Origin of the sequence: Agathobaculum sp. LCP25S3_E8, from assembly GCF_052117165.1 — a bacterium.
Taxonomy (GTDB): domain Bacteria; phylum Bacillota; class Clostridia; order Oscillospirales; family Butyricicoccaceae; genus Agathobaculum.
On the sequence record NZ_JBQKJR010000003.1, the window covers coordinates 106600 to 124921 of the forward strand.

Below are 18322 nucleotides of genomic sequence, written 5' to 3' on the forward strand. Positions count from 1 at the left end.
TTGGCCGCGCGTCAGTCCGCACGGATACTCTCTACATAAATATCCACATTCTTTACATCCACGCCGGTCAAGCGCTCGACATGGTAACGCACCTCGCTGATGATCGAGCGGCACACAGTCGCAATGTTCACGCCGTGCTCGACCGCGATGTGCAGGTCGATATTGACGCCGCCGTCCGGCGCCTCCGATACCTTGACGCCGCGCGACTGGGTATCGCGTCCGAGCAGATGCGCCAGCCCGTCCGACATCGAGCGAATGGTCATGCCCTTCACGCCGAAGCACGAGGAAGCCGCATAGCCCGCAATTCCTGCCATCACCTCGTTTGTGATTTCAATATATCCAAGATCGGTCTTGATCGTCATAGAAAAAACCCTCCCTGCGATCGTTTGATGCTTTTTGAGATAAAACGTGTTGCACAGCGCCGAGCCGTCCGAATCGTTTCTGTCTATATGATATAACAAAACCGGTCCAAATACAAGCAAAGCGGTGATTTTTTTGCGGATGACCTGACAAAATTCCGAATAATTGACAGGAAAATGTACGCGATTTCTGTTTTTCGCAATTCTTTCCGTTTTTTCACAAACAAATGTTTGCTTTACTGCGCATTTTAGGGTATAATAGAAAAAAATACGAACGTATGTTCCGAAAGGCAACAGCAAGGAGTGCGTCCATATGAAAAAAATCTCCGCCAAACAGCAACGGATTTTGGATTATATCAGTGAATTTTCCCTTGAGCATGGCTATCCCCCCTCGGTGCGCGAAATCTGCGCGGAAATGAACCTGCGCTCACCCTCCACCGTGCACGCGCACCTGAAAAAATTGCAGGAGGCGGGCTACCTTGAGCCGAGCGAACACAAATCCCGCGCGCTGACCCCGGTCAGCGGCCCGTCCATGGTTACGCGCGTGCCCATTCTCGGCCGCGTCACCGCCGGTATGCCGATCCTTGCGGTCGAGGAGCACGTGGGCTACGTCCCGTTTGAGCCTGCGGCAAACGGTGGAGAATACTATGCCCTGCGCATCCGCGGCGATTCGATGATCGGCGTGGGCATCATGGACGACGATCTGGTTATCGTCCGACAGGACATTCAAGCCCGTAACGGCGATATCGTTATCGCCCTGTTGGAGGACGAAGCCACCTGTAAAACGCTCAATATCACGGCGGACGGCGTATGGCTGATGCCGGAGAACCCCGCCTATCCCCCCATTGACGGCACAGGCTGCCAGATTCTCGGCGTGGTCAAAGCGGTTTACCGCGAATACTAACATGCTCGATGGAAACACAGTTTCCGTTATATTCTACTTCGGCCGCCCCACGGGCGGCCGCGCGTCTATTTTCTAAGGAGGCTGCCATGCCCGCACTGGAGGACAGCATCCGCTTTGTCAAGGGCGTCGGCCCGAAAAAAGCGGCTTTGTTCGAAAAACTGCATATCCGCACGCTGCGTGACGCACTGGAAACCTATCCGCGCGATTATGAGGACCGTACGGCTATCACCCCCATTGCGGACATCACAGAGGACGGCAAGTATGCTGTCCGTGCGGTTGTCGGCACCGAGCCGAAAACCACCCACATCCGCAAGGGCATGACGCTGGTCAAATGCACCATCTTCGATGAATCCGGCTCACTGCCCGTCACCTATTTCAACAACCCCTATGCCGCGGCACTGCTGCGCGTCGGGCAGGAATATGTGTTTTACGGGCGCGTACAGGCAAACGGTCACACGCGCATGCTGGTCTCGCCGCAGTCGGAAAAAGTTTCACCCGACGCGGAACACCCCGGCCGCATCGTGCCGGTTTACCCGCTGACCGCAGGGCTGAGCCAGCGCGATATGGCGCGCGTGACCGAAGCGGCGCTGGATGCGGTGCCGGGCGACTGGCCCGACCCGCTGCCCGAAGTGCTGCGCGCACGGTACCAACTGCCGGATGCCACCGATGCGCTCGCCGCCATCCATCGACCGCAGTCGACGCAAGATGTAAGCGACGCGCGCCGCCGCATGGTGTTCGAGGAGTTATTTCTGCTTTGCTGCGGCTTACAGCAGCTCAAGGAGCGCCGCCGCGCCGACACAGGACTGATTTTTTCCGATGCCTCCCTTACAGACTTTTTTGCCGCGCTCCCCTTTTCGCCCACAGGGGCGCAGCGCCGCGCCATCGGGGAAATCGCATCGGACTGCGCTTCGGGCCGTCCGATGAACCGACTGGTGCAGGGCGATGTCGGTTCGGGCAAGACAATTGTCGCCGCGGCGCTGTGCGCGCTTGCCGCCAAAAGCGGCTATCAGGCCGCCTTTATGGCGCCGACTGAAATTCTCGCCGCGCAGCACGCAGAAACGCTGGCGCCACTTTTGGAAAAACTCAACATCTCCTGTACCCTGCTGACCGGTTCAATGAATGCCGCGCAGAAGCGCGCTGCCCTCGCCGCCATCGAGAGCGGCGCGGCGCAGGTTGTCATCGGTACGCACGCGCTCATCCAGCAGAGCGTCAACTTTCATCGGCTGGGTGCGGTCGTGGCCGACGAGCAGCACCGCTTCGGCGTAGCGCAGCGCGCCGCGCTGTCCGCCAAGGGACAGACGCCCCATGTGCTGGTCATGTCGGCAACGCCCATCCCGCGCACGCTTGCGCTCATTCTGTACGGTGACCTCGATGTGTCCGTGCTCGACGAAGTCCCTCCCGGCCGTCAGCCGGTCGAAACCTACGCCGTGGGCGAAAATATGCGCCGCCGCATCACCGCCTTCATTGACAAGCAGATTCGCGAGGGTGGGCAGGTATATGTGGTGTGTCCGCTGGTCGAAGAGGGCGAAATGAACCTCAAGAGCGCGGAGCAGCACGCAGTCGACCTGCAAAAAATGCTGCCGCACCGGCGCGTTGCCGTGCTGCACGGACGCATGAAAAGCGCGGAAAAAGAGCGCGTGATGCAGGCATTTGCCGCGAAAGAATACGATATTCTGGTCGCCACGACCGTCATTGAGGTCGGCGTGGACGTGCCGAACGCCAACCTGATGGTCGTTGAGGACGCCGACCGCTTCGGCTTGTCCCAGCTGCACCAGCTGCGCGGCCGCGTCGGACGCGGTACGCGGCAGTCCTACTGCATTTTCTTCGGTGCAGATAAAGGGCAAACCGCGCGCGAACGACTGAAAATCCTGTGCAAAACAAACGACGGCTTTGAGGTTGCGCGCGCCGACCTGTCGCAGCGCGGCCCGGGCGACTTTTTTGGCAGACGGCAGCACGGTCTGCCCGCGCTGCACATTGCCGACCCGATTGCCGACCTTGCGCTCATGCAGAGCGCGCGCGAGGAGGCCGAGCAGATTTTGCAGGCCGACCCAACGCTTGCAGGCTATCCTGAATTGCGCGCGCGTGTGCACCGCATGTTCGAGGAGCGGGACGACGAGGCATTTAACTAATGTCAATCGAACCGTGCAGGTTCGATTGAAGGGTCATGCCGTGCAACACATAGAAAAGAACCGCCTTCCGGCGGTTCTTTTCTATTTAATACGCGCCATACGGCGCGCAAATCACCGTTTTGACTTGTTTTCTTTCTTGGTACCATCGCGTTCGGACAGCACCAATCCGCCAAGCGCAAGCGCCGTGCCCAGCCACATGGACGGGGTCATTGTTTCGTGCAGGATGAGCGCCGAGCTGATAATGGTCACAATCGGAGTCGCGTAGATATACGCGCTGGTACGCACCGGACCGAGCAGAAATACTGCGCGGTTCCACGTCGCAAAGCAGGTTGCGGATGCGCCCAACCCGAGAAACAGCAGGTTTGCCAGATGCACCGGCTCGAGCCATGCCGCCGGTCCTGCCGGAAAACCCTCCAAAAACGCTGGAATGAGCAGAAACAGCAGACCATAGCCGAACACACGGCAGGTCAGCGGCACGGTGGCATAGCCCGCCGCGCCCAGATACCGAATCAGCACAGAGTACACGCCCCAGACCAGTGCAGCGCCCACGCCGAGCAGCGCGCCCAGCGGACTGAAATGCAGCTCGCTCACGCCCGCCAGCGAAACGAGCGCCACCCCCGCCATCGCGCAGACAAAGCCGCAGAAAAACCAGCGGCCGAGCTTCTCGTGCAGTAAAAGCGCAGCGAACAATGCGGTAAACAGCGGCGCCGCTGCCACGATGATACCGACAAGCGAAGCCGATATGTAGGTCAGTGCGATGTTTTCCATCAGAAAATACAGTGTCACACCGCTCAGACCTGCCAGAGCAAACAGGATTTCATGCCGTTTTTCCTTGGCGCGCATCCAGCCGCGCGACGCAATCAACAGTGCCGCAAACCCCAGCGCAAAGCGCGTGACCATGATTTCCACCGGCGAAAAGGTGCGCAGCAGCACCTTGGTTGAAACAAAGGTCGTGCCCCAAACCAGCACAGTGAACGCCCCAAGCAGATGGCCCTGCAAAATATGATTTTCCCGCATTGTTTTCCCCCTTCCACGCGCCCCGCGCAATTCCAAAAGAAAATGGCGGCAAGCCGCCATTTTTTTACTCGATAAACCCGCCGCCGATGACGATATCGCCGTCGTACAGCACTGCGCTCTGTCCCGCAGCCGGGGCGCGAACCGCATCCTCAAACACGATACGCGCGTTCTTGCCATCCGGATAGACGGTCGCGCGGTCACTGTGGCGCGAAAAGCGCACGCGCACCTCGCAGGCAAACGGACCGTTTTCCGCGTATTCCGACGCGATATAATGCACGTCCCGCACGGCAATCTCGCTGCGGTACACGTCCTCAAGCGACAAAACGACCTCGTTGGTCGCCGGCCGCAGCTCATGCACAAACAGCCGTCCCTCCGCCGCGACGCCCAGCCCCTTGCGCTGGCCGACCGTATAACAGTGGATGCCCTTGTGCCGTCCGAGCACCTTGCCGTTTTCGTCCACGAAGTTGCCCGACGGGCAGTCCGCGCCGTGACGCTCCAGCCAGCCCTGTACATCCCCATCCGGGATGAAGCACACATCCATGCTGTCCGGCTTTTCCGACACAGAAAGGCCAATTTCACGCGCGTTTTCGCGCACTTCCGCTTTGTTTTCCGCTTCGCCCAGCGGAAACAGACAGCGAGCCACTGTTTTGCGCGGCAGTCGGTACAGCATGTAGCTCTGATCCTTTTCCGCGCGGGCACGCCGCAGCAGCGCGCGGCCCTGAGCATCACGTCCCGTGCGCGCATAGTGTCCGGTGGCGACATATGCCGCGCCGATTTCGTCGGCGTAGTCGGTCAGTGCGCGGAATTTGATGAGCGGATTGCACATCACGCACGGGTTCGGTGTGCGCGCATTGCGGAAAGAATCGGCAAAATAACCGCAAATCTGCTGCTCAAACGCCTCGCGCCGGTGTGCGATATAAAGCGGAATACCCAAATCGTCCGCCGTGTGCTGAGCGGCTTCCTCGCCGCCGAGACCCACCTCCAAAAACAGGCCGTGCACTTCATAGCCCTTATCCCGTAGCCGCGCCGCGGCCACAGCGGAGTCCACACCGCCCGAAAGTCCCAATACTACCTTTTCTGCCATGAAATATCTCCTATATCCGCCAAACCGCGTCGGTGTTCCACCGCAAACGGCGGCTTTTCCGGGGATTTTTTTTCCTTTATGAAGTCGTCCACGTTTCCAGCCCTGCAAACGCATTATACGGCGAGGGCGTATAATTGTCGATAAGACCCTTGCGAATAATGATCTGCCCGCGCTCAAACGCAATCGGAATGATGGGCATCTGCTCCAAAAACAGACTGTAGAAGCCGGAAACATTTTCACCGCTGCGCGCCGCCGCGATTGCCGCCATCATGTCCGCGCTCGAATAGCCGCCATAGTTCAGGCTGCCGCCCGAGGACAACAGCGGACGCAGGTCAAAGTCCGCAGTCAGCTGTGTTTCTCCATAGTATACGTCAAACGATCCGGATTGCAGCATGGAGACAAACGTCTCATACGGCTGCTTGTCCACGGTCACGGTCACGCCTTCCAGTGCGTTCCAGGAGGCGGCAATCTGCTCGGCAGCCGCAACCTTAAAAGCGTTGTCCGAATTGACCAGCAGACGAATGGACAGCGTTTGTCCGCCGGTGCCCAGCGCAGCGGTGCTGATGTCCGTATCTTCCCCGCCATCCGTATCATTATACCCGTCGGTATTTTGGTCGCCGGTATCCGCCTCGTCGGTATTGTCATACCCATCCGTATCGCCGGATTGGTCGGACGTATCCGTCTCATCTGTGTCGGTTTCGCCGCCAAGCCCTTCCCGCAGCAGCTGCGCCGCTCTGGTTGCGTCCGCCGACATGTTGAGCGTCAGATTTTCATCCGCCGGCTGCGGATTGACCGGCAGCACCGCGGGGTCGGCAAAAGTTTGCAGCTGTGTCGCGCACAGGCTTTGCCGCGAAAGTGCGGCACTCAGCGCCTGCCGCACCTTGGCATTGGCCAGCTGACTGTTCGCGTGATTGATGCCCAGATAGTGCAGCGACGCGCTGGTTGTCTGCACGGTATCCACCGAGCCGCCAACCGACGGGGGATCGGGCGAGATACGCGCCGCGCGCATCAGAGACACATCGCCCGTCTGGAAGCTGGACATCGCCGCGTCTGCGCGCGTCATTGTCACCAGCGTAATCGTGCGGATGGAGCCGAGGAAGCCGCCGTGCCAGTTCTCGTTGGCCTCCAGCGTCCAGTGCCGATCCTGCTCAACCGGCTGGAACGGGCCGGTACCGTCGGCAAAGGTGCCGCTGTCGGCCGAGCCCTGCCGGTAAATCGGGATATCCAGCAGACGCGGGAAATTGATATTGGGCGAGGTGAGCACGATACGCACCTCGCGTTCGCTCACCGCCTCGATGGAGGAAACCTCCGTCAATCGGTTGTGAAACGGCGAAGCCTCGTTAAACTGCGCCGTCTGCAGGCTTGCGACTACGTCGCGCGCGGTCAGTTTTTCGCCCGACCAGAAGGTTACGTCATCCCGCAGGGTAAAGGTGAAGGTTGTGCCGTCGCCCGTATACGATTCACACAGCACATTTTCCGCCGTAAAGTTCGAGGTGACCTCAAACAGTCCCTCATACAGTGCCTCGCACAGCACGCGGTTGATGCTGGTGTTGTCCAGCACTGGATTGAGTGTGCCGTTTTGATACCACGCCAGGCCGAAATACGCATCCGACACCTTGACATTGTCAACCGGCGCATCCTCGCCGCCCAGATCGGGCAGACCGCAGGCGCTCAGCAGGCACAGCGCTGCAAGGAACGCGGCGAGCACGCCTTTTTTCCATTTCATAAACCGGACTTCCTTTCGGTTACAGGCAGATCACGCCGCCCTGCACGCCGCGCAGGCCGTGCGTCTTGCGGTGCGACCAGAATTCATCCGAGCGGCACATGGTACAGATACCGCTGTCAATTACGTTTTCCGGCTCAAGGCCTGCGTCCCGCAGCAGCTGAACGCCGATTCCCTGCAAATCCACATGGAACTTTGGGCCTTTCTCCATAATATAAGGATGCACCAGAGCGCCGAGCTGCTGTTCCATTGCCTCGGGCACATCCGCATCGGTTTCAAAGCATTCCTGCCGGATGGACGGCCCGAGCACCGCGCGCAGGCTTTCGCGCCTTGTTCCGAGCTTTTCCTCCATCACCGCCACGGTCTTGGGCAGGATGCCCGCGGCCATACCGCGCCAGCCTGCATGGCATACGCCTGCGGTGTGGGTCGCGGGGTCGTACAGCAGCGTGACCACGCAGTCCGCGTAAAAGCCGCAAATCGGCGTATCGGGCAGCGCGGTGACAATGGCATCCGACTGCCACGCCATCGGACGGGTCAGGCCCATACCAGCCTGTTCCTCCCCGACAACCGAGACTTCGGTTTCGTGAATCTGCCGGGTCAGCGTAATGCGGTTTTCGTCCACGCCCAGCGCTTCCGCCAGACGGTGATAGTTTTCGCGCACATTTTCCTCGGTATCCCCGCGGTTAAAGCCAAGATTCAGGCTTTCGCAGTGCCCCGTGCTCACACCGCCGAATTTGGTTGTAAAGGCATGGCGCACCGGCAGACGGCGGCAGGTATAATAAACAAACGGGCCGCGCTGAATGCGGCACATAGACTGGTGCATAAGCGTTCCTCCCGATATATTCGTTTTATTATAGCAAATCGCCGACTGTTCCACAAGGGCGCGGCCAGCCTGTTCTCAAAATACGCCAAAATCTGCACGGTATGGCATGGGTTTTTCTTGACAGTTTGACCAACAGGCTTTACAATAAATTGTAGTATAATACCTGCTGTAATATAGCCTGCGCAATTTCGCGCAGGGCTTTTTTCAAAGGCATTATAACCCGGCGTTTTTAGCGCCATTTGCTACGCAGGGCCGCGCCTGTTTGTCTGTGAATGATCGGCCTGTTGCGCCATTTTTTGTCATTATTTTCCGCATGATTTGCGATATATATTGCCATTGCTGCAAATCTGCGTCCCATTTTGCCGAAAGATACCGCGCAAGCCGTTTTTTCGCCCAAACCGGTGCTGCCTCCCAATCACAAAATTAGAAATAGGAGGACACACCAAAAATATGACCGACATCATCATTCCGATCATAGCCGGTATTGTGTGTCTCGTTGTGGGCATTGTCATCGGTTTTCTGTACCGCAAGAGCGTTGCAGAAAAGGAGATCGGCTCCGCCGAGACCGAAGCGACACGCATCATCAACGAAGCCATTAAAGCCGGTGAGACAAAAAAACGCGAAGCTATCCTGGAAGCTAAGGATGAAATCCACAAGCAGCGCACCGAAGCTGACCGCGAACTGAAGGAGCGCCGCAACGAAACCCAGCAGCTCGAACGCCGCCTGATTCAGCGCGAAGAAGCGCTCGATAAAAAGAGCGACACGCTCGACCGTAAGAACGAAGAGCTGACGCGCCAGCTGGAAGCGACCCAGAAGGAAAAAGAAGAGCTGTCCCGCATCAAGGCTGAGCAGCTGGAAAAACTCGAGCAGATTGCCAGCATGACCCGCGACGAAGCACGTGAAATGCTGGTTGCCTCGATTGAGTCCGAGGCGACACACGATGCAGCCGTCAAGCTGCGCGAGATTCAGCAGAAGCTCAAGGACGAAAGCGAGCAGACTGCGCGTGAAATCATCTCGACCGCCATCCAGCGCTGCGCCGCCGACCATGTTTCCGAAGCGACCGTTTCGGTCGTACCGCTGCCCAACGATGAAATGAAGGGCCGCATCATCGGCCGCGAGGGCCGCAATATCCGCACACTCGAAACGCTCACGGGCGTCGACCTGATTATCGACGACACGCCCGAAGCCATCACGCTTTCCTCGTTCGACCCGGTACGCCGCGAAATCGCGCGTCTGGCGCTTGAAAAGCTGATTGTGGACGGTCGCATCCATCCCGCCCGCATTGAGGAAATGGTGGAAAAATCCCGCCGCGAGGTGGAGCAGATCATCAAGAGCGAGGGTGAGCGCGCAACCTTCGAGACCGGCATTCACGGCATCCATCCCGAACTGGTCAAGATTCTCGGCCGTCTGCGTTACCGCACCAGCTATGGCCAGAACGTTTTGCAGCACTCCATCGAAGTTGCACATATCGCCGGCATGATGGCCAGCGAGCTGGGGCTTGATCCCCTGCCCGCACGCCGCGCCGGTCTGCTGCATGACATCGGCAAGGCAATCGACCATGAGGTCGAAGGCAGCCATGTCCAGATCGGCGTAGACCTTGCCAAGAAGTACAAGGAAGCGCAGCCGATCATCCATGCCATCGAGGCGCACCACGGCGACGTGGAAGCAAAGACCACGGTGGCCTGCCTGGTGCAGGCAGCGGACGCCATCTCGGCTGCACGGCCGGGCGCGCGCCGCGAGAATCTGGAAAACTATATCAAGCGTCTGGAAAAGCTCGAGAGCATTGCTAACGAAACGCCCGGCGTTTCCAGCTCGTATGCGATTCAGGCAGGCCGCGAAATCCGCATCATTGTCAATCCCGACAAGATTTCGGATGACGCAATGATCCTGCTGGCACGTGAAGTGGCCAAGAAGATCGAGGATGAACTCGACTACCCCGGTCAGATCAAGGTCAACATGGTACGCGAGACGCGCGCTATCGACTACGCAAAATAACACGAAAAAGAACCGCCAAAAGGCGGTTCTTTTCTGTTATCTACGCGCCTGATGGCACGAAGGTCGTTTATTCCTTCTTATTTTGCTCGGACGGTTGCGCCTTCTTTTTGCGGTATGCACGCACGCGCCAGAACACACCGCCTGCAATGCCAAGCAGCACCAGCACCGGCCAGAGCATCACAATCATCAGAATCAGGCCGCGCACTACAGCGGTCATGCCGCCGAGACCGTTCTGCGCTGCCTGCGCCACCTGTGCACCGAAACCGGTGCCCTCAGAGACCGCGGTCAGCGTCTGTACTTCGCGCAATGTGACATCAAAGGTGGAGAAACCCACCAAATCGTCGTAATGCCGCTTTTCGCCCGTCAGGCTGTCGATTTCATATTCGCAGTCAGCCAGCGCATTCTCCAGCGAAATGATGTCCTCCATCTTCGCCGCCTGATCGAGCAGCGCAAGCAGCCGCTCGTGCTTTGTCTGCAAGGTTGCCAATCGTGTTTCGATATCGGTATACTGCTCAGTCACGTCCTCGCTCCACCGATTGGCGGACACAACATGGCAGGTTTCGCCCAGCTGGGCGAAAAAGGTTTCGAACTGCTCCTGCGGCACCCGCAGCGTATAATTTGCTGTGCGGCTGCCTTTTTCACCGGCGTTCCCGCTCGACTGAATATAACCGCCTGCCTCGGCGGTCATCTGCTCGAGCGCCGTGCAGGTTGCGTCATAGTCCTGCGTCTCAAGTGTCAAATCCGCCGACAGAATCAGCTTGGCATTTTCCCTTATTGCGGAGAAATCTGCCGCGCCTTCGGACGCCGCTGCATCCATGGCCGCACCGTTTTCCGCTTGTGCCGCCGAATCCCCGCTTGTGCTGCCTGCATCGCTTGACGCTGCACCACATGCGGCAAGCGAAAGCAGCAACAGCAGGACCAGTACCATACAAAGCCATCGTCGTTTCATCACAGGACACCCCTTTCCGTTTTGGTTATCCTGTTAGACGAATTGGCTTTCCATCTGTTCCCAACTGTTACTGCTTTGTAAACCGCTCTATGTACGAATGGTCTTATATTTCCTTCTGATAAGTTGTCTGCTCGAACGACCCGATTGCACCGCATACGCCGCACACATCCGGACGCTCATCATAAATCGCGCCGCAGAACACACAGCGGTGGCCCTGTACGGCAACCGTTTTCTTTTTCGGCGGCAAGGAAGCCGTATCCTCTTCCTTTTTCGCCCCCTGGCTCAGCGACATCAAAGCGCTCATGAAACGCAGCTCATGGTCCTGCTCAATCTTGGCGATATTGTCAAACAACAGGCCAATATCCTCGAAGCCTTCCTCGCGGGCAATCTTCGCGAAGCTCGGATACATGCTGCTCCATTCGCCGTACTCACCCTTAATAGCCGTCTGCAAATTCTCCGCACTGGTGCCAATGCCGGTCAGCTTCTCGTACAGCAGCCGGCCATGCGCGCCCTCGTTCTGTGCCAGACCGGTGAACAGTTCGGCAATATCCTCATGTCCTTCCTTACGAGCCTTATCTGCAAAAAACAGATACTTATTACGGGCCATAGACTCCCCGCTGAACGCTGCCTGCAAATTCTGTTCGGTGCGAGATCCTTTCAAGTTCATTCCAATTTCCTCCTTATAATGATATTTACAATTAATAATAAATATCATTCAATAAATAAAGTATACTACTCTTCCCGTCTGTTTGCACGGTTTATAACAAATCTGTATCCATTTTGTAATTTTGTTGTAACCTTTTGCATTAAAAATCCCGAAAGCATTTTCCTTCCGGGATTGGATTTTCCATGCGATATGCAACTGCTCATTTTCGCTTGGCAAAGCACTCCTTGATGCCGACAGCCAGCAAGAACACGCCGAATGCGCGCCGCAGCCAATCGGTCTCCATATATGCCGCCAGCAAGCAAGCAGCGCCGGCGGCAGGCACGCCCGCCGCAATGCACCACAGAGCCGCCCGCTTTTCAACCAAACCGTTTTTGATGTGCGACCAGAGCGCTGCGGGCGCGCAGGCAAGGAAGTACAGCAAGTTAATGCCCGCCGCTTGATACTGTCCCATCCCGGCAAGCATGGTCAGATACAGCATAAGCAGCGAACCGCCTCCCACACCGCAGCCGGACAGGATACCGGTCACCAGTCCGACAACGGCAGCCAGAAGCGCGCTCACAGCAGCAATACGGCGCGTACCCCGCCGTAAAGCAGCAGCAGACCGAACGCGCGCCGCAGCCACACCATATCTATCCGATGAAAAACGCGGCCCGCAATCCAGCCGCCCAGCACACCGCCCAGCAGATAGGGCCACGCTGCCGCAAATGCCAATCCGCCCTGCATCCAGTAGAGCGCAGCGGATAACGCACTGAGCGGGAAAATGACCGCAACCGAGGTCGCAAATGCGCGTCGTTCCTCCAAACCGCACCAGTATACCAGCAGCGGCACCAGAAACAGACCGCCGCCCGCACCAAAAAAGCCGTTGGCTGCGCCTGCAAGCGCACCGGTTACCGCATATTTTGCATTATCCTTCATAAAAAACAGCCCTCCGGCAACAGTTTGTGCCGAAGAGCTGTGGTTTATGTGTTTTGGGTGAGACTTACTTCTTGCCCAGCGTACCGGTTGCCAGAGCGGACAGGTACGCATTGATAAAGCCGTCGATATCGCCGTCCATAACCGCATTGATGTTTGCATTTTCAAAACCGGTGCGCGTGTCCTTGGCAAGCGTGTAGGGCATAAAGACGTAGGAGCGAATCTGGCTGCCCCATTCAATCTTCTTCTGGTCGCCCTTGATGTCGGAAATCTTCTCCAGATGCTCACGCTCCTTGATTTCAACGAGCTTGGAACGCAGCATGCGCAAGCAGTTATCCTTGTTCTGGAACTGGCTGCGCTCGGTCTGGCAGGAAACCACGATGCCGGTTGCCTTGTGAATCAGACGCACCGCCGACGAGGTCTTGTTAATATGCTGGCCGCCTGCACCGGAGGAACGGAACACCTGCATTTCGTAATCGTCCGGCTTAATCTCGAAATCCGCCGAGTCATCCGGGATATCCGGGATGACCTCGACTGCGGAGAACGAGGTGTGGCGTCGGCCGGAAGCGTCAAACGGAGAAATACGCACCAGACGGTGTACGCCCGACTCGCCTTTGAGGAAGCCGTAAGCGTTCTCGCCCTCAATGAGGATATCCGCGCTCTTCAGGCCCGCTTCTTCGCCGTCCTGATAGTCCATAATCTTATAGGTGAAGCCATGACGCTCGGCCCAGCGGGTGTACATGCGGTACAGCATTTCGCACCAGTCCTGCGCCTCGGTACCGCCCGCACCTGCATGGAAGGACACCAGCGCGTTATTATGGTCGTACTCGCCGGTCAGCAGCGTAGACAGCTTCTGCTCGGCCACGCCCTCCTCCAGCTCCTTATAGCCGTTTTCCAGCTCCTCGAGCATGGACTCGTCGTTTTCCTCGATTGCCATTTCGCAAATCGTCAGCAAATCGTCGCACAGGCTGTTCAGATGATTATACGCTTCAATCTTACCCTTGAGTGCACCCATGCGGGAAACAATCTTCTGGCTTTCCTCCGGATTGTCCCAGAAGCCGGGCTGGGAGGACTTAATCTCCAGCTCCTCAACCTCACGCTTTGCCCGGTCCAAGCCGAGCGACTCATACAGCTCCTCAAGCTGGGGCTTTAAATTGTTCAGTTTGACCTTGTATTCCTCGAACTCAAGCATGAAAATGCTCCTTCACGTATTTTTCAGTAGTATATAGTATACCGTTTTGCGGGGAACTTGTAAAGTTTTTTCTAAGTTTGGCTTGACTAACCCTTATCCTTCCGATATATTTTTAGGTACAACAAAAGGGAGTAGCTCACGCCTGCGGGCGTGGTCGGCATCGTCAATCACGGTCAAACCTTCGACCCGTGCCCACCGTAAGCAGCGAGACTTTTATTGCAGAGACGCAATAAAAGTCTCTTTTTTTGCGCTCGGATATGCTATCGTAACATTATAGGGGGTTGTATCATGTTATCATTCATCATGTTGGTATTCGGTTTTGTCCTGCTCGTCTGGGGCGCGGACAAATTTGTCGCAGGCGCATCTGCGCTGGCGCGGCGGCTGGGCGTATCGCCCTTGCTTGTCGGCCTGACGATTGTTGCCTTCGGCACGTCCGCGCCCGAGCTTGCCGTCAGTCTGACCGCCGCCTTGCAGGGTGCCAATGAAATCGCGGTCGGCAACGTCCTCGGCTCGAATATTTTCAATCTGCTGATGGTTGCCGGCCTGTCCGCGGTGGTCTGCCCGCTCGTCATGGACCGCACGCTGCTGCGGCGCGACTGGCCGATTTCGGTCGGCGCGGCCATCCTGCTGCTGGTGTATATCTTACCAGACCTGACCATTTCTCGCATCGAGGGCATCATTCTGTTGCTCCTGTTCGCGATGGTGCTCGGCACGCAAATCCGCGCGGCGCTCAAAAACCGGGACACCCTAGCAAGCGAAGAGGATGAGGTGCCGATGCGCCCGCTGATGATTGGCGTTAATATCGTGCTCGGCCTTGCCTGCATCATCATCGGCGGTCAGCTCGCGGTAAACGGCGCGACCGGCATCGCGCGCATGTTCGGCCTGTCCGAGACGCTTATCGGCCTGACCATCGTCGCTATCGGCACCAGCCTGCCCGAGCTGGTCACCTCGCTGGTGGCCGCCCGCAAGGGACAGAATGAAATCGCAATGGGTAACGTCATCGGCTCGAACATCTTTAATCTGCTGCTTATTCTCGGTGTTTCCGCAACCATTACGCCCATCCCGGTGCAGGCGACCTCGATCATTGATGCGCTCGTGCTCATCGGCATCAGCGTTGTGTTCTATCTTCCTGCGCGCCGCGGTAAGCTCGGTCGTGCGCCCGGCGCAATTATGGCGCTCACCTATGTTGTCTATACCGTATATCTGATTATGCGATAAAGCAAAAAAAGGCGCCTGTAGGCGTCTTTTTTTGCATCATGACATTCGTTTACAAAAAATTTGTTTGTTTCCCGCCCATTGTGTGCTATAATATTTTCTGTATGAATGAACGGGACTTTTGTCCCTTTTGAAAGGCTGAATCAAGAATGGCTAACCTTTTCACCAAAATTTTCGGCACTCATTCCTCGCACGAGCTGAAAAAGATCTATCCCATTGCGGACAAGGTCGATGCGCTCGAAGAACAGTATAAAAAGCTGACCGACGCTGAGCTGCGTGCCAAAACCGATGAATTCAAGGCCCGCTACCAGAACGGCGAATCGCTCGACGACCTGCTGCCCGAGGCGTTCGCCACCTGCCGCGAAGCCGCGTGGCGCGTGCTGGGCATGCGGCATTACCGCGTGCAGGTCATCGGCGGCATTGTGCTGCATCAGGGCCGCATTGCAGAGATGAAAACCGGCGAAGGCAAAACGCTGGTTGCAACCCTGCCCGCCTACCTCAATGCGCTGACCGGCAAGGGCGTGCACATCGTCACGGTCAACGATTACCTTGCCAAGCGCGACAGCGAATGGATGGGCAAGGTTTACCGTTTCCTCGGTCTGACCGTCGGTCTGGTCATCCACGCGGTCGAGCCTGGCGAGCGCAAAGCGATGTACGAAGCGGACATCACCTACGGTACGAACAACGAATTCGGTTTCGACTATCTGCGCGACAACATGGCGATCTACAAAAAGGCCATGGTGCAGCGCGGTCATGCGTTTGCCATTGTCGACGAGGTCGACTCCATCCTGATTGACGAGGCTCGTACCCCGCTGATTATCTCGGGTCAGGGCGAAAAGTCCTCTCAGCTTTATGAAATGGCTGACCGCTTTGCCGCGGGCCTCAAGTGCCTGCGCGTCAAGGAAGTCGACGCAAAGGAAGAGCAGGACGATATCGATGCGGACTATATTGTCGACGAAAAGGCCCGCACCGCGACCCTTACCCCCAAGGGCACTGCACGCGCGGAGCAGTATTTTCGTGTGGAAAACCTGTCCGACCCGGCCAATACCACGCTCCAGCATCACATCAATCAGGCCATCAAGGCGCGCGGTGTCATGCAGCGCGACGTGGACTACGTCGTGCGCGACGGTCAGGTCATCATCGTTGACGAGTTTACCGGCCGTCTGATGTTCGGCCGCCGCTACAACGAGGGCCTGCATCAGGCCATCGAGGCCAAGGAAGGCGTTAAGGTTGCGCACGAAAGCAAGACACTGGCCACCATTACCTTCCAGAATTACTTCCGTCTGTACGGCAAGCTGTCCGGCATGACCGGTACCGCGCTGACCGAGGAGGAGGAATTCCGCCACACCTACAAGCTGGACGTTATCGAAATCCCGACCAACAAGCCGATTGCCCGTAAGGACAACCCGGACGCGGTTTACAAGAACGAGCGCGGCAAGATTCATGCGACGATTGCACGCATCGAAGCCTGCCATGCCAAGGGCCAGCCGATTCTGGTCGGCACGGTGTCGATTGAAAAATCCGAAGAGCTGTCCAAGCTGCTCAAGGCCAAGGGCATCAAGCACACCGTTTTGAACGCAAAGTATCACGAGCGCGAGGCGGATATCGTCGCGCAGGCGGGCAAGTCCGGTGCGGTTACGATTGCAACCAACATGGCCGGCCGTGGTACGGATATCATGCTCGGCGGCAACGCGGAAACCATGGCGCTCGACGAGCTGAAAAAGGGCGACTATACGCCGGAACTGCTGTATGAAGCCAACGGTCACGCCGAAACCGATGACCCCGAAGTGCTCGCCATCCGTGAGAAGTTCCAGGAACTCTATCAGAAGTATAAGAAGGAAACCGATGCGGACGCCGAAAAGGTGCGTGCGGCAGGCGGCCTGTATATTCTGGGCACTGAGCGGCACGAATCCCGCCGTATCGACAACCAGCTGCGCGGCCGTGCCGGCCGTCAGGGCGACCCGGGTGAATCCAGCTTCTATATCTCGCTGGAGGACGACTTGATGCGTCTGTTCGGCTCGGAGCGCATTCAGAATATGATGGATTCGCTGGGTATCGATGAAAACGAGCCGATCGACCAGAAAATCCTGTCCGGCGCCATCGAAAACGCGCAGAAGAAGATTGAATCCCGTAACTTTGCCACCCGTAAGCACGTGCTGGAATACGACGACGTGCTCAACACCCAGCGCCAGACCATCTACGGTCAGCGCCTGCAGGTGCTGGAGGGCAAGGATATCAAAGACAATATCCTGAACATGGTCGATGATACCATTGCCCGCGCGGTGCACGCCGCAGTCGGCGAAAACCACCTCATCACCCCGGAAATGGTCGAGCAGGCACGCCGTCCGTTTATCGGCATGTTCCTGCGGCCGGAGGACTGCACCTTCACACCCGAAGAATGCGACGATCTGACCGCCGCTCAGCTGACCAATGTGCTGACCGATCAGGCGCACAAGGTCTACGAGGCCAAGGAGCAGGCCATCGGCGCGCCGATCATGCGCGAACTCGAGCGCGTGGTGCTGCTCAAAAATGTTGATACCAAGTGGATGGATCACATCGACGCGATGACCGAGCTGCGCAACGGTATCGGCCTGCGCGCTTACGGTCAGCATGACCCGGTTGTTGAGTATAAGCGCGAGGGCTTCGATATGTTCGACGCGATGATCGACGCCATCCGCGAGGACACCGTGCGCATGATCTTCCTGGCGCAGGTACGCACCCGTGAGGAACCCAAGCGCGAGCAGGTCGCCAAGGAAACGAGCGCGGCCGGCGCGACGGATGGTTCGGTCAAGGCCGAGCCCAAGCGCGTGGGCAAGAAGGTCGGCCCGAACGACCCGTGTCCGTGCGGCAGCGGCAAGAAATACAAAAAGTGCTGCTACCTCAAGGCGGACAACCCGTATAAATAAAAAAGAAAGAGGGAAACCCCACGGGTTTCCCTCTCAGTCTGTCGAGAAACCCGGCCTATGCGTCAGGCATAAGCCGGGTTTCTGGCGTATAAAGGCCAAAAAAGTACAAACATGAATGGAGAAGACTTCTCCTTCCACAACCAACAGGCCAGCTTTTTCAGATTCATGGCAGCAAACTTAAGCTTCACCCAGTTGGACACCTGGGCCAAGCCTCTGTACTGAGTATAACGCATGGCGTGTTTTTCCTTGGCGTCGGCAAAGACCCGCTCAATGGTCTCCTTGCGCCGCTTGTACAGTTCCCTGTACTCGGGCGTATAGCGGGCGTCGTCCGCCAATTCCTCGTAATCCTTCCAGATGTGGCGCTGCACCGTTTTGACACAGTCTTTGGAACGGGTGCACAGATGGCGGGTGGGGCAGTTGGCACAGATCTTCGGGTCGCTTCGGTAC

Annotated in this window: 17 protein-coding genes; 5 read left to right on the forward strand and 12 right to left on the reverse strand. The window is 57.4% G+C overall.

Translation table 11 applies throughout. From position 1 onward, the window contains the following. Window positions 1–11 precede the first annotated feature (11 nt). Complete coding sequence (locus ACTQ34_RS02525; protein ID WP_373164011.1) at window positions 12–362, reverse strand: Asp23/Gls24 family envelope stress response protein; 351 nt, start codon at window positions 360–362, stop codon at window positions 12–14. 310 nt (window positions 363–672) lie between these two features. On the opposite strand from ACTQ34_RS02525, the gene lexA reads away from it, so the two are divergent. Together lexA and recG are read left to right on the forward strand one after the other, a co-directional pair. Then, on the forward strand, window positions 673–1263 hold the full coding sequence (gene lexA, locus ACTQ34_RS02530; RefSeq protein WP_373164010.1) for a transcriptional repressor LexA: 591 nt from the start codon (window positions 673–675) through the stop codon (window positions 1261–1263). A gap of 8 nt (window positions 1264–1271) precedes the next feature. Next, window positions 1272–3392: an ATP-dependent DNA helicase RecG gene (recG, locus tag ACTQ34_RS02535; protein ID WP_441362349.1), complete on the forward strand. Its 2121-nt coding sequence runs from the start codon at window positions 1272–1274 to the stop codon at window positions 3390–3392. A 111-nt stretch (window positions 3393–3503) separates the two neighbouring features. Here the strand turns inward: recG and ACTQ34_RS02540 are convergent, their stop codons facing one another. The 5 genes from ACTQ34_RS02540 to ACTQ34_RS02560 form a co-directional block, all read right to left on the reverse strand. After that, window positions 3504–4409 (reverse strand): DMT family transporter, encoded by a 906-nt coding sequence (locus tag ACTQ34_RS02540; protein WP_441362350.1) that lies wholly within the window; start codon window positions 4407–4409, stop codon window positions 3504–3506. A gap of 64 nt (window positions 4410–4473) precedes the next feature. Further along, the gene (gene mnmA, locus ACTQ34_RS02545; protein ID WP_441362351.1) at window positions 4474–5493 is read right to left on the reverse strand and encodes a tRNA 2-thiouridine(34) synthase MnmA; all 1020 of its coding nucleotides are present in this window, start codon (window positions 5491–5493) and stop codon (window positions 4474–4476) included. 76 nt (window positions 5494–5569) lie between these two features. Next, window positions 5570–7219, reverse strand: coding sequence for an ABC transporter substrate-binding protein (locus ACTQ34_RS02550; RefSeq protein ID WP_441362352.1), 1650 nt, complete (start codon window positions 7217–7219; stop codon window positions 5570–5572). Window positions 7220–7238: 19 nt separating this feature from the next. Further along, a complete protein-coding gene (gene pgeF / locus ACTQ34_RS02555) occupies window positions 7239–8039 on the reverse strand; it encodes a peptidoglycan editing factor PgeF (RefSeq protein ID WP_441362353.1) in 801 nt (266 codons plus the stop codon). A gap of 229 nt (window positions 8040–8268) precedes the next feature. Then, window positions 8269–8436, reverse strand: coding sequence for a hypothetical protein (locus ACTQ34_RS02560; RefSeq protein WP_441362354.1), 168 nt, complete (start codon window positions 8434–8436; stop codon window positions 8269–8271). Window positions 8437–8489: 53 nt separating this feature from the next. Between ACTQ34_RS02560 and rny the strand changes: the two genes are divergently transcribed. Next, entirely contained in the window at window positions 8490–10034 is a 1545-nt protein-coding gene (gene rny, locus ACTQ34_RS02565; RefSeq protein ID WP_441362355.1) for a ribonuclease Y, read from the forward strand. Between the two features lie 67 nt (window positions 10035–10101). On the opposite strand, the gene ACTQ34_RS02570 is transcribed toward rny, so the two are convergent. The 5 genes from ACTQ34_RS02570 to prfB form a co-directional block, all read right to left on the reverse strand. Then, window positions 10102–10983: a DUF4349 domain-containing protein gene (locus ACTQ34_RS02570; protein WP_441362356.1), complete on the reverse strand. Its 882-nt coding sequence runs from the start codon at window positions 10981–10983 to the stop codon at window positions 10102–10104. Between the two features lie 103 nt (window positions 10984–11086). Continuing rightward, window positions 11087–11650 (reverse strand): rubrerythrin family protein, encoded by a 564-nt coding sequence (locus ACTQ34_RS02575; RefSeq protein WP_441362357.1) that lies wholly within the window; start codon window positions 11648–11650, stop codon window positions 11087–11089. 199 nt (window positions 11651–11849) lie between these two features. Continuing rightward, the gene (locus ACTQ34_RS02580; protein ID WP_441362358.1) at window positions 11850–12209 is read right to left on the reverse strand and encodes a TSUP family transporter; all 360 of its coding nucleotides are present in this window, start codon (window positions 12207–12209) and stop codon (window positions 11850–11852) included. Beyond that, a complete protein-coding gene (locus tag ACTQ34_RS02585; RefSeq protein ID WP_441362359.1) occupies window positions 12206–12565 on the reverse strand; it encodes a TSUP family transporter in 360 nt (119 codons plus the stop codon). The genes ACTQ34_RS02580 and ACTQ34_RS02585 overlap by 4 nt, the downstream gene beginning before the upstream one ends. Window positions 12566–12629: 64 nt before the next feature. Next, on the reverse strand, window positions 12630–13754 hold the full coding sequence (gene prfB / locus ACTQ34_RS02590) for a peptide chain release factor 2 (RefSeq protein ID WP_441362360.1): 1125 nt from the start codon (window positions 13752–13754) through the stop codon (window positions 12630–12632). Window positions 13755–14042: 288 nt separating this feature from the next. Here prfB and ACTQ34_RS02595 point away from each other — a divergent pair, with 288 nt between their 5' ends. Both ACTQ34_RS02595 and secA read left to right on the forward strand, forming a co-directional pair. Then, entirely contained in the window at window positions 14043–14972 is a 930-nt protein-coding gene (locus ACTQ34_RS02595; protein ID WP_441362361.1) for a calcium/sodium antiporter, read from the forward strand. Between the two features lie 146 nt (window positions 14973–15118). After that, window positions 15119–17875 (forward strand): preprotein translocase subunit SecA, encoded by a 2757-nt coding sequence (secA, locus tag ACTQ34_RS02600; protein ID WP_441362362.1) that lies wholly within the window; start codon window positions 15119–15121, stop codon window positions 17873–17875. Window positions 17876–17937: 62 nt separating this feature from the next. Here the strand turns inward: secA and ACTQ34_RS02605 are convergent. Further along, the coding region (locus tag ACTQ34_RS02605; RefSeq protein ID WP_441362363.1) for a transposase at window positions 17938–18322 on the reverse strand (385 nt) is incomplete at its 5' end.

Excerpts from the sequence above, each read along its gene's own strand:
- ACTQ34_RS02525 (WP_373164011.1), bottom strand. The coding sequence starts at position 362 with ATGACGATCAAGACCGATCTTGGATATATTGAAATCACAAACGAGGTG.
- lexA (WP_373164010.1), top strand. The coding sequence starts at position 673 with ATGAAAAAAATCTCCGCCAAACAGCAACGGATTTTGGATTATATCAGT.
- recG (WP_441362349.1), top strand. The coding sequence starts at position 1,272 with ATGGAAACACAGTTTCCGTTATATTCTACTTCGGCCGCCCCACGGGCG.
- ACTQ34_RS02540 (WP_441362350.1), bottom strand. The coding sequence starts at position 4,409 with ATGCGGGAAAATCATATTTTGCAGGGCCATCTGCTTGGGGCGTTCACT.
- mnmA (WP_441362351.1), bottom strand. The coding sequence starts at position 5,493 with ATGGCAGAAAAGGTAGTATTGGGACTTTCGGGCGGTGTGGACTCCGCT.
- ACTQ34_RS02550 (WP_441362352.1), bottom strand. The coding sequence starts at position 7,219 with ATGAAATGGAAAAAAGGCGTGCTCGCCGCGTTCCTTGCAGCGCTGTGC.
- pgeF (WP_441362353.1), bottom strand. The coding sequence starts at position 8,039 with ATGCACCAGTCTATGTGCCGCATTCAGCGCGGCCCGTTTGTTTATTAT.
- rny (WP_441362355.1), top strand. The coding sequence starts at position 8,490 with ATGACCGACATCATCATTCCGATCATAGCCGGTATTGTGTGTCTCGTT.
- ACTQ34_RS02570 (WP_441362356.1), bottom strand. The coding sequence starts at position 10,983 with ATGAAACGACGATGGCTTTGTATGGTACTGGTCCTGCTGTTGCTGCTT.
- ACTQ34_RS02575 (WP_441362357.1), bottom strand. The coding sequence starts at position 11,650 with ATGAACTTGAAAGGATCTCGCACCGAACAGAATTTGCAGGCAGCGTTC.
- ACTQ34_RS02585 (WP_441362359.1), bottom strand. The coding sequence starts at position 12,565 with ATGAAGGATAATGCAAAATATGCGGTAACCGGTGCGCTTGCAGGCGCA.
- prfB (WP_441362360.1), bottom strand. The coding sequence starts at position 13,754 with ATGCTTGAGTTCGAGGAATACAAGGTCAAACTGAACAATTTAAAGCCC.
- ACTQ34_RS02595 (WP_441362361.1), top strand. The coding sequence starts at position 14,043 with ATGTTATCATTCATCATGTTGGTATTCGGTTTTGTCCTGCTCGTCTGG.
- secA (WP_441362362.1), top strand. The coding sequence starts at position 15,119 with ATGGCTAACCTTTTCACCAAAATTTTCGGCACTCATTCCTCGCACGAG.